Genomic DNA, 10,696 nt, shown 5'->3' on the forward strand with positions numbered 1-10,696 from the left:
ATTCACCTTTCCATTTTCCCCAGATCAGTGTGCTAGTCTGATTCGGCTCCGTGTTAGCGGCGCCGTAAAGCAAGCGAATTAAATCCGTCTTTACCCTACTGATAGCAATAAGGATTGTCTCGATGTCCAACAATGGCCCAGACTTGCGTAATGTGCTTTGGTACAACCAGCTTGGCATGCACGACGTTGACCGTGTCGGCGGCAAAAACGCCTCCCTCGGTGAAATGATCACCAATCTTTCCGATTTGGGCGTGGCCGTGCCAAACGGTTTTGCCACCACCGCGCAGGCGTTTAACGATTTTCTCGAACAAAGCGGTGTTAACCAGCGCATCTATCAGTTACTGGATCAGACTGACGTTGACGACGTTGCACAGCTGGCCAAGGCCGGCGCCCAGATCCGCCAATGGGTGATCGACACGCCGTTCCACGCCGAGTTCGAGCGTGAAATTCATCAGGCTTACCAACAGCTCGCCGACGGCGAGCCTGAAGCCTCTTTTGCCGTGCGCTCCTCCGCCACGGCGGAAGATATGCCGGACGCGTCCTTTGCCGGCCAGCAGGAAACCTTCCTCAACGTGCAGGGCATCGACGCCGTGATGGTGGCGATCAAGCACGTGTTCGCGTCGCTGTTCAACGACCGCGCCATCTCTTATCGCGTACACCAGGGCTATGACCACCGCGGCGTGGCGCTGTCGGCGGGCGTGCAGCGCATGGTGCGTTCCGATCTGGCCTCCTCGGGCGTGATGTTCACCATCGACACCGAGTCCGGCTTTGATCAGGTGGTGTTCATCACCTCCGCTTTCGGTCTCGGTGAGATGGTGGTGCAGGGCGCGGTGAACCCGGATGAGTTCTACGTGCACAAACCGACGCTGCAGAACGGCAAGCCGGCGATCGTGCGCCGCAACCTGGGCTCGAAAAAGATCCGCATGGTGTACGCGCCGTCGCAGGATCACGGTAAGCAGGTGCGCATCGAAGACGTGCCGGAAGCGCAGCGCAGCCGTTTCTCGCTGACGGATGACGAGGTGCAGGCGCTGGCGCAGCAGGCGATCCTGATCGAAAAACATTACGGCCGCCCGATGGATATCGAGTGGGCGAAAGACGGCCATACCGGCAAGCTGCTGATCGTGCAGGCGCGCCCGGAAACCGTACGCTCCAACGAGCAGACCATGGAACGTTACCAGCTGAACGGCTCCAGCCCGGTGCTGGTGGAAGGCCGCGCCATCGGCCACCGTATCGGCGCCGGCCCGGTGAAAGTGATCCACGACATCAGCGAAATGAATCGTATCCAGCCGGGCGATGTGCTGGTGACCGACATGACCGACCCGGATTGGGAACCGATCATGAAGAAGGCCGCCGCGATCGTCACCAACCGCGGCGGGCGCACCTGTCACGCGGCTATCATCGCGCGCGAGCTGGGCATCCCGGCGGTGGTGGGCTGCGGCCACGCCACCGACGTGCTGAAAGACGGCCAGAAAGTTACCGTTTCCTGCGCGGAAGGCGACACCGGCTTCGTTTACAGCGATATGCTGGACTTCAGCGTGCAGAGCTCCGAAGTGACCGAACTGCCTGAGCTGCCGCTGAAGATCATGATGAACGTCGGCAACCCGGATCGCGCCTTCGACTTCGCGCGCCTGCCGAACGAAGGCGTGGGCCTGGCGCGGCTGGAATTTATCATCAACCGCATGATCGGCGTGCACCCGCGCGCGCTGCTGGAGTTCGATCAGCAAACGCCGGCGCTGCAAAACGAGATCCGCGCGTTGATGCAGGGTTACGATCATCCGGTCGAGTTCTACGTCGGCCGTCTGACTGAAGGCATCGCGACGCTGGGCGCCGCTTTCTGGCCGAAGCGCGTGATCGTGCGCCTGTCCGACTTTAAATCCAACGAGTACGCCAACCTGGTGGGCGGCGACAAGTATGAACCGCACGAAGAGAACCCGATGCTGGGCTTCCGCGGCGCCGGCCGCTACGTGGCCGACAGCTTCCGCGATTGTTTCGCGCTGGAGTGCGAGGCGGTGAAACGCGTGCGTAACGAAATGGGGCTGACCAACGTCGAAATCATGGTGCCGTTCGTGCGTACCGTGGCGCAGGCGGAAGCGGTGGTGGCCGAACTGGCGCGTCAGGGGCTGAAGCGCGGCGAAAACGGGCTGAAAGTGATCATGATGTGCGAGATCCCGTCCAATGCGCTGTTGGCGGATCAGTTCCTGGAGCACTTCGACGGCTTCTCCATCGGTTCCAACGACATGACACAGCTGGCGCTGGGGCTGGATCGCGACTCGGGCGTGGTGTCGGAGCTGTTCGACGAACGCAACGAGGCGGTGAAAGCGCTGCTGTCGATGGCGATTCAGGCGGCCAAGCGCCACGGCAAATACGTCGGCATCTGCGGCCAGGGGCCTTCCGACCACGAAGACTTCGCCGAGTGGCTGATGGAGCAGGGCATCGACAGCCTGTCGCTCAATCCGGACACCGTGGTGCAGACCTGGATCAATTTGTCGAAAAAGAAATAATGCCTCGGCACCGCTAAGGCATAAACGCCAGGCCGCAGTTTACGCTGCGGCCTTTTTATTTCTGAATGTAAATAACGGCGCGTAAAATAATCAACTTGGCGAAAAAAGAATAAAAAAAAGCCCACCGTAGGAGATGGGCAAAGACTACACACAGCAATTCACATGTATGGCATTACATTGTTCAGAAAGGTTGCTTAAAAATCAGTGATTTGAAGCAATAGATGGCCATAATACTAAATTTTTGAACGCCACTAGTCATTAAGAATCATCCTAATCAATAGCGGCATCACATTTTATTTGCGGGCGTTCTCTCTTTTTACGGCGTGCAACAAAACAGGGATTTACATTGCACCTTTTATTCGTTGCATCTTAATCAATATATAACGGCTTTATATTCAACAGGGATATTACCCGAATGAGGTAGGAATAATGCGTGGGCGAAAAATTCCGCCCGACGATGCGGGCGGAAGGAGGAATTAGCGTTTTTCCAACTCTTCGATCACTTGCTCCGGCGCGGTAGTCGGCTCCGGCGCTTCATCCATCCAGGCGGTCAGCAGGCGATAAGACACCGCCAAGACCACCGGGCCGATGAACAGGCCAATCATGCCGAAGGCCAGCAAGCCGCCTATAACGCCTGACAGGATCAGCAGCAGCGGCAGATCGGCACCCATGCGGATCAACACCGGGCGCAGCACGTTATCCAGCGTGGCCACTACGCAGCTCCAGACCAACAGCACGGTGCCCCAGGTGGTGTCGCCGTGCCAGTACAGCCAAATGATGGCCGGCACCAGCACTAACAGCGGCCCCAATTGCGCCACGCAGCAGATGAAGATCAGCATCGTCAGCAGGGTAGCGGCCGGAATGCCGCTCACCGCCAGACCGATGCCGCCCAGCACCGACTGCACCAGCGCCGTCACCACCACGCCCAGCGCCACCGCGCGGATCGCCTGGCCGCCCAGCAGCACCGCCGCATCGCCGCGCGCAGAGCCCAGGCGCACCGCAAAGTGGCGGATGCCCAACGCCACCTGCTCGCCGCGCGCATAAAGCAAGGCGCTGAACAGCAGCATCAGCGCGCAGTGCAGCAGCAGGCGGCCGATATGCGCCGCCTGCGCCACGAACCAGGTGGCGGTCTGGCCGAAGTAAGGTTGTACCTTCGCCAGCAGCGCGGCGCCGCCGGCGTTAACCAGCGTGTGGTAGCTGGTATAAAGCTTGTCGCCGATCATCGGCACGGATTGCAGCCAGGCGAGATCGGGAATATGCAGTTTGCCCGGCGAACTGGCCCAGGCGATCAGCGGTGCGCTGTTATCCACCACGCTGCTGATCAGCAGGGAGATAGGCAGAATGAACAGCAAGATCAGCAGCAGAGTCATGACCAGCACCGCCAGCGAGCGGCGGCCCCACAGCAGCTTTTGCAGTTTGAGCAGCAGCGGCCAGGTGGCGATCACCACCATGCCCGCCCAGGCGAAGCCGAGAATAAACGGTTGGATCACCCAGAAACAGGCGACGATCATGATGGCGATAAACAGCACGCCGAAAATAATTCGCGGTAAGTCGTAACGCGATTGCGGGAGTGGCATCAGTGGCTTCTCATCCTGGTCAATTGAATCCCTGGCACCGGCGAATCGGGGTGCCTGTCGGTCGGTTTCTCACCGCCGGGCGGCCGCCTGTGGCGGCGCTCGCAGGGCGGTAATAATGTGAATGCCTTCACTAAACGAGTATGTTAGTTTTTAGTGTCACTAAAAAATAGGGTGGGTCTGAATTAAAGGCCCGATTCAGCGTACATCAGCGCATAAAAAATAGACGGACAGGGTCAAAAAAGCGAATGATCCCACAGATTTCTCAGGCGCCCGGCCTCGTTCAACGGGTGCTCGACTTTTTGGAAGCACTGAAGCAAAACGGATTCAATGGCGATACCGCCACCAGCTACGCCGACCGGCTGACGATGGCCACCGACAACAGCATCTATCAGCTGTTGCCCGATGCGGTGGTGTTTCCCCGTTCCACCGCCGATGTGGCGCTGATCGCCCGCCTGGCGGGTGAAGAACGCTTCAAAACGCTGACCTTCAGCCCGCGCGGCGGCGGCACCGGCACCAACGGCCAGTCGCTCAATACCGGCATCGTGGTCGATATGTCGCGCCATATGAACCGCATTCTGGAGATCAACGTCGAACAGGGGTGGGTAAAAGTCGAAGCCGGGGTGATCAAGGACCAGTTGAATCAATATCTGCGGCCGTTCGGCTACTTCTTCTCGCCGGAACTCTCCACCAGCAACCGCGCTACCCTGGGCGGCATGATCAATACCGACGCCTCCGGCCAGGGCTCGCTGGTGTACGGCAAAACCTCCGATCACGTATTGGGCCTGCGGGCGGTGCTGCTGGGTGGCGAGATGATCGATACCCGCGCCATGCCGACGACGCTGGCGGAAACGATTGCTCTGGAAGAGACCGCCGAAGGGCGCATCTATCGCACGGTGCTGAACCGCTGCCGCGAGCAGCGCGCGCTGATCCTGGAAAAATTCCCCAAGCTCAACCGTTTCCTCACCGGATACGACCTGCGCCATGTGCTGAGCGACGATCTGCAAACCTTCGATCTGACGCGCATCCTGACCGGCGCCGAAGGCACGCTGGCGTTTATCACCGAAGCGCGGCTGGACATCACGCCGCTGCCGCAGGTGCGTCGCCTGGTCAACGTAAAGTACGACTCCTTCGACTCGGCGCTGCGCAATGCGCCCTTTATGGTCGAAGCCAAGGCGCTGTCGGTGGAAACCATCGACTCCAAGGTACTGAACCTGGCGCGTGAAGATATCGTTTGGCACTCGGTGAACGAGCTGATCGCCGACGTGCCGGACAAAGAGATGCTCGGGCTGAACATCGTCGAGTTCGCCGGTGACGATCGGGCGCTGATCGATGGCCAGATGGAGGCCCTGTGCCAACGGCTGGACGAATTGATCGCACAGCGGCAGGGCGGCGTGATCGGATACCAGATCTGCGGCGATCTGGCGGGCATCGAGCGCATTTACAACATGCGCAAGAAAGCGGTCGGGTTGCTGGGCAACGCCAAAGGGCGCGCCAAGCCGATTCCGTTCGCCGAGGACACCTGCGTGCCGCCGCAGCACCTGGCTGACTATATCGTCGAGTTCCGTCAACTGCTCGACGAGCACAACCTGAGCTATGGCATGTTCGGCCACGTCGACGCCGGGGTGCTGCACGTGCGCCCGGCGCTCGACATGTGCGACCCGCAGCAGGAAGTGCTGATGAAACAGATCTCCGATCGGGTGGTGGCGCTGACCGCCAAATACGGCGGCCTGCTGTGGGGCGAGCACGGCAAAGGCTTCCGTGCGGAATACAGCCCTGAATTCTTCGGGGAAACGCTGTTTGAGGAGCTGCGCCGCATCAAGGCGGCGTTCGATCCGGATAACCGCCTGAACCCGGGCAAGATCTGTGCGCCGCTGGCGGTGGATGCGCCGATGATGCAGGTGGATGCGGTCAAACGCGGCACTTTCGATCGCCAGATCCCGGTCGAGGTGCGCACCTCGTTCCGCGGCGCACTGGAGTGTAACGGCAACGGTCTATGCTTCAACTTCGACGTGCGCAGCCCGATGTGCCCGTCGATGAAGATCAGCGGCAACCGCATTCATTCGCCGAAAGGGCGGGCGACGCTGGTGCGCGAGTGGTTGCGTCTGTTGGCCGAGCAGGGCGTGGATCCGCTGGCGCTGGAGAAACAGCTGCCGCAGCAGCGCCTCAGCTTGCGCGGCGTGATCGAAAAGACCCGCAACAGCTGGCACGCCGGCAAAGGCGAGTATGACTTCTCGCACGAAGTGAAAGAGGCGATGTCCGGCTGCCTGGCCTGCAAGGCCTGCTCCACCCAGTGCCCGATCAAGATTGACGTGCCGGGGTTCCGTTCGCGCTTCCTGCAGCTCTACCACACCCGCTATCTGCGCCCGGTGAGCGACTACATGGTCGCCGGCGTGGAGAGCTACACCCCGCTGATGGCCCGCGCGCCGAAGGTGTTCAACTTCTTCTTCCGCCAGCCGTGGCTGCGGGAGATGAGCCGCAACGCCATCGGCATGGTCGATCTGCCGCTGTTGTCCAGCCCGACGCTGCGTCAGCAGCTGTCCGGCCACCGCGCGACCACGTTGACGCTGGAGCAGTTGGAAGGGTTGAGCGCCGAGCAACGCGCAGAGCACGTGCTGATCGTTCAGGATCCGTTCACCAGCTATTACGACGCCAAAGTGGTGGCGGATTTCGTGCGGCTGGTGGAGAAGCTCGGCTATAAACCGGTGCTGCTGCCGTTCTCGCCGAACGGCAAGGCGCAGCATGTGAAAGGTTTCCTGACGCGCTTTGCCCGCACCGCACGCAAAACCGCCGATTTCCTCAACCGCGTGGCGCAGCTCGGCATGCCTATGGTGGGCGTCGATCCGGCGCTGGTGCTGTGCTACCGCGACGAATACCGCGAGATCCTCGGCGCCGAGCGCGGCGATTTCCAGGTGCAGCTGGTGCATGAATGGTTGCAACAGCGGATCGCGGATCGCGCCGAACAGCCGGCGACCGGCGAGCCCTGGTATCTGTTCGGCCACTGCACCGAAACCACCGCGCTGCCGGCCAGCGGCCAACAGTGGGCGGCGATCTTCGCCCGCTTCGGCGCCAAACTGGAGAACGTCAGCGTCGGCTGCTGCGGCATGGCGGGCACTTACGGCCACGAAGCCAAGAACCTGCAAAACTCGCTCGGCATTTATGAGCTATCATGGCATCCGACGCTGCAGCGTTTGCCGCGGCAGCGCTGCCTGGCGACCGGCTATTCGTGCCGCAGCCAGGTGAAACGCATCGAGGGCAATGGCGTGCGCCACCCATTACAGGCACTTCTGGAGATGATTGAGTGAAATTGTGGAAACGTGAAACATCGCTGGAGCAGCTGAACCGCGCCGGTGACGGCTGCATGGTCAGCCATGTGGGCATCGAGTTTACCCAGATGGGCGAGGATTTCCTCGAGGCCACCATGCCGGTCGATGGCCGTACCCGGCAGCCGTTCGGGCTGTTGCACGGCGGAGCGTCGGTGGTGCTGGCGGAATCGATGGGATCGATGGCCGGCTACCTGTGCAGCGAAGGCGAGCAGAAAGTGGTGGGGCTGGAGATCAACGCCAACCACCTGCGCGCGGTGTTCGATGGGCAGGTGCGCGGGGTGTGCCGTGCGCTGCACGTGGGCCGCCGCCATCAGGTGTGGCAGATAGAGATCTTCGACGCGCGCGACCGGCTGTGCTGCACCTCGCGTCTGACCACGGCGGTCATCGACTGATCCCCGCCGGCTTCCGCAGGCCAGCGGCCTGCGGAACGCATCGCTTTACAGTTGAAACGGCACGCGTTTGACGAAGTCCTTCTGAAACGCGTTCGCCTTCTCCCAGGTGCCTTCCATCGCATATTTTTGGCAGATCAGCGTCAGCGTGTGGCGTGCGAAGTGGTAGCTTTGCACCCGAAACAGCTGGCAGCGCTGCGGATTGTTGATCTCGACGATCAGCCGGTTGTGCAGCTTGCTGAGCGCGTGCAGGTAGCTGTCGTCGTCGCCGTTCTCCAGGCACAGATTGGCCATGGTCAGGCTGACGCTGTTGTATCGCTTCAGATGATCAATATTGCATTCCGGGCGTCGCAGCGCCGCTTCGGCCATATAAAAGTCCACCGTGGCGTCGCGCACGCTGAATTTGTATTCGTCAATCTTGCCCAGCAACCATGCGTTGATCGTAAGAGTCATTGGCTTCGCGCTCAAATTCAAATTGAATGATAATCATTATCATATAAACTGCCGCGTTGCCGATCAATCCCCGATACGGCGTTTTTTTGTTGTGCAGGGTGGCAATTGGCCCTCGGCGGCCCAACTTGATCCAGAGCGACTAAACTTTAATCAGCAGCCCCTCAGTCCGCACAGGGCGAGAAATGCCGATAAACGCACATTTACGACAGACAGAATGCAGAAATAGGTATTTTCTATGAATGTTTAGAACGGCAACGCACCGTGGCGCTGTAACGCTGACGGGCCACCGGGGAGTGCGGTACGGTGATGCAGGATAGATAACAAATTCATAGGGATAGCATGCACACCTTGCCGCCTGACGCCGCAAGCCGCCACGGATGTCCCGTTGGCTTGCCGCGCGCCGCAGCGAAAAACCGCGCTCGCGGCGGATACCCCCGCAAAACAAACGGTTGAAGTGATAATCGTTATCACTAACATATAAGCAACCCAGATTGGCTGTGGCCAAACACGAGTGTGAGGTAGACCCTATGCAAACGGAAAATGTCGGCACTTTTTCTCTGGATGAAAATGTCTGGCAAGGCATTTCGCTCAGCGACAGCGCCGTACGACAAATAACGAAACTGATGCAGCAGGATCCGCAGGTGAAAGGGCTGCAGCTAGGGGTGAAACAATCCGGCTGCGCCGGCTTTGCCTATGTGCTGGATCTGACCCGCGACCCCGCCGATGACGATCTGCTGTTTGAGCGCGACGGCGCCAAACTGTATGTGCCGCTGAAGGCGATGCCGTTTATCGATGGCACCACGGTCGATTATGTCCGTGAAGGGCTGAACCAGATCTTCAAATTCAACAACCCTAAAGCTCAGCATGCCTGCGGGTGCGGCGAGAGTTTTGGCGTTTGAGCGATGCAATCAACATGACACGAAGCAATGTAGAAATGCCTAATGAAGTGCAGGCTTGGGTCAGCGAAGGTCGCTACAAAGAAGGCTTCTTCACCCAGCTGGCAACCGATGAGTTGGCCAAGGGCATCAACGAAGAGGTGGTGCGCGCCATCTCGGCCAAGCGCAACGAACCCGAGTGGATGCTGGAATTCCGCCTCGAGGCCTATCGCGCCTGGCTGCAGATGGAAGAACCGCACTGGCTGAAGGCCAATTACGATCGCCTGAACTACCAGGACTACAGTTACTATTCGGCGCCGTCCTGCGGCAGCTGCGACGACGCCTGCGGTTCGCAACCCGGCGCCGAGCAGCAAACGGGCGCGGCGACGGAAAAAGATTACCTGACCAGCGAAGTGGAGCTGGCGTTCAACCAGCTCGGCGTGCCGGTACGCGAGGGCAGCGAGGTGGCGGTGGACGCCATCTTCGACTCGGTCTCGGTCGCCACCACCTACCGTGAAAAACTGGCGGAGAGCGGGGTGATCTTCTGCTCGTTCGGCGAAGCGATCCAGGAGTACCCGGATCTGGTGCGCCAATACCTGGGGCGGGTGGTGCCGTCCAACGATAACTTCTTCGCCGCGCTGAACGCCGCGGTGGCTTCCGACGGCACCTTCGTCTACGTGCCGAAGGGCGTGCGTTGCCCGATGGAGCTGTCGACCTATTTCCGTATCAACGCCGCCAAAACCGGCCAGTTTGAGCGCACCATCCTGATCGCCGACGAAGGCAGTTACGTCAGCTACATCGAGGGCTGTTCTGCCCCGGTGCGCGACAGCTACCAGCTGCACGCGGCGGTGGTGGAAGTGATCTTGCATAAAGACGCCGAAGTGAAATACTCGACGGTGCAGAACTGGTTCTCCGGCGGCGAGAGCAAGGGCGGCATCCTCAACTTCGTCACCAAGCGCGCGCTGTGTGAAGGCGCCGGTTCGAAAATGTCTTGGACCCAGTCGGAAACCGGCTCGGCCATCACCTGGAAATACCCGAGCGTGATCCTGCAGGGCGACAACTCGATCGGCGAATTCTTCTCGGTGGCGCTGACCAGCGGCCATCAGCAGGCGGATACCGGCACCAAGATGATCCACATCGGCAAAAACACCAAGTCGACCATCATCGCCAAAGGCATCTCCGCCGGCCACAGCGAGAACACCTATCGCGGCCTGGTGAAAATCCTGCCGGGGGCGGAAAACGCCCGTAACTTTACCCAGTGCGACTCGATGCTGATCGGGCCGGACAGCGGCGCCCACACGTTCCCGTACGTCGAAGCGCGCAACAACAGCGCTCAGCTGGAGCACGAAGCCACCACCTCGAAGATCGGCGACGACCAGCTGTTCTACTGCCTGCAGCGCGGCATCAGCGAGGATGACGCCATTTCGATGATCGTCAACGGTTTCTGCAAGGACGTTTTCTCCGAGCTGCCGCTGGAGTTCGCCGTCGAGGCGCAGAAACTTTTGGCCATCAGCCTGGAACACAGCGTGGGCTAATCGCCGCATTTTTAGCGCCGTCGGCGCTATCTGAGGACACAGC

Annotated in this window: 7 protein-coding genes and 1 other RNA gene; 5 read left to right on the plus strand and 3 right to left on the minus strand. The window is 60.1% G+C overall.

Features of this window, described 5'->3' with window-relative positions:
* The first annotated feature begins 122 nt into the window (after positions 1 to 122).
* Positions 123 to 2,501: a phosphoenolpyruvate synthase gene (gene ppsA, locus AAIE04_RS18660; protein WP_498577506.1), complete on the plus strand. Its 2,379-nt coding sequence runs from the start codon at positions 123 to 125 to the stop codon at positions 2,499 to 2,501.
* Positions 2,502 to 2,610: 109 nt separating this feature from the next.
* On the opposite strand, the gene rprA is transcribed toward ppsA, so the two are convergent.
* Both rprA and ydiK read right to left on the minus strand, forming a co-directional pair.
* Positions 2,611 to 2,722: antisense sRNA RprA (gene rprA, locus AAIE04_RS18665), an RNA gene on the minus strand.
* A 255-nt stretch (positions 2,723 to 2,977) separates the two neighbouring features.
* A complete protein-coding gene (ydiK, locus tag AAIE04_RS18670; RefSeq protein WP_042784360.1) occupies positions 2,978 to 4,078 on the minus strand; it encodes an AI-2E family transporter YdiK in 1,101 nt (366 codons plus the stop codon).
* Between the two features lie 245 nt (positions 4,079 to 4,323).
* On the opposite strand from ydiK, the gene ydiJ reads away from it, so the two are divergent.
* Together ydiJ and menI are read left to right on the plus strand one after the other, a co-directional pair.
* Positions 4,324 to 7,380 carry a D-2-hydroxyglutarate dehydrogenase YdiJ gene (gene ydiJ, locus AAIE04_RS18675; protein WP_025159701.1) on the plus strand — a complete coding sequence of 1,019 codons (3,057 nt, stop codon included), beginning with the start codon at positions 4,324 to 4,326 and terminating at the stop codon, positions 7,378 to 7,380.
* Positions 7,377 to 7,793 (plus strand): 1,4-dihydroxy-2-naphthoyl-CoA hydrolase, encoded by a 417-nt coding sequence (gene menI / locus AAIE04_RS18680; protein ID WP_019456005.1) that lies wholly within the window; start codon positions 7,377 to 7,379, stop codon positions 7,791 to 7,793. The genes ydiJ and menI overlap by 4 nt, the downstream gene beginning before the upstream one ends.
* A gap of 45 nt (positions 7,794 to 7,838) precedes the next feature.
* Here the strand turns inward: menI and AAIE04_RS18685 are convergent, their stop codons facing one another.
* Complete coding sequence (locus tag AAIE04_RS18685; protein ID WP_019456004.1) at positions 7,839 to 8,243, minus strand: hypothetical protein; 405 nt, start codon at positions 8,241 to 8,243, stop codon at positions 7,839 to 7,841.
* A 527-nt stretch (positions 8,244 to 8,770) separates the two neighbouring features.
* Between AAIE04_RS18685 and sufA the strand changes: the two genes are divergently transcribed.
* Together sufA and sufB are read left to right on the plus strand one after the other, a co-directional pair.
* On the plus strand, positions 8,771 to 9,142 hold the full coding sequence (sufA, locus tag AAIE04_RS18690; RefSeq protein ID WP_019456003.1) for a Fe-S cluster assembly scaffold SufA: 372 nt from the start codon (positions 8,771 to 8,773) through the stop codon (positions 9,140 to 9,142).
* A 14-nt stretch (positions 9,143 to 9,156) separates the two neighbouring features.
* Positions 9,157 to 10,653 (plus strand): Fe-S cluster assembly protein SufB, encoded by a 1,497-nt coding sequence (sufB, locus tag AAIE04_RS18695; RefSeq protein WP_025159702.1) that lies wholly within the window; start codon positions 9,157 to 9,159, stop codon positions 10,651 to 10,653.
* Positions 10,654 to 10,696: the final 43 nt, after the last annotated feature.

Source organism: Serratia sp. Ae19-1, from assembly GCF_059801225.1.

Bases quoted from the DNA above. Each gene is read 5' to 3' on its own strand.
- AAIE04_RS18685 (WP_019456004.1), bottom strand. From the start codon at position 8,243: ATGACTCTTACGATCAACGCATGGTTGCTGGGCAAGATTGACGAATAC.
- ppsA (WP_498577506.1), top strand. From the start codon at position 123: ATGTCCAACAATGGCCCAGACTTGCGTAATGTGCTTTGGTACAACCAG.
- sufA (WP_019456003.1), top strand. From the start codon at position 8,771: ATGCAAACGGAAAATGTCGGCACTTTTTCTCTGGATGAAAATGTCTGG.
- ydiK (WP_042784360.1), bottom strand. From the start codon at position 4,078: ATGCCACTCCCGCAATCGCGTTACGACTTACCGCGAATTATTTTCGGC.
- sufB (WP_025159702.1), top strand. From the start codon at position 9,157: ATGACACGAAGCAATGTAGAAATGCCTAATGAAGTGCAGGCTTGGGTC.
- ydiJ (WP_025159701.1), top strand. From the start codon at position 4,324: ATGATCCCACAGATTTCTCAGGCGCCCGGCCTCGTTCAACGGGTGCTC.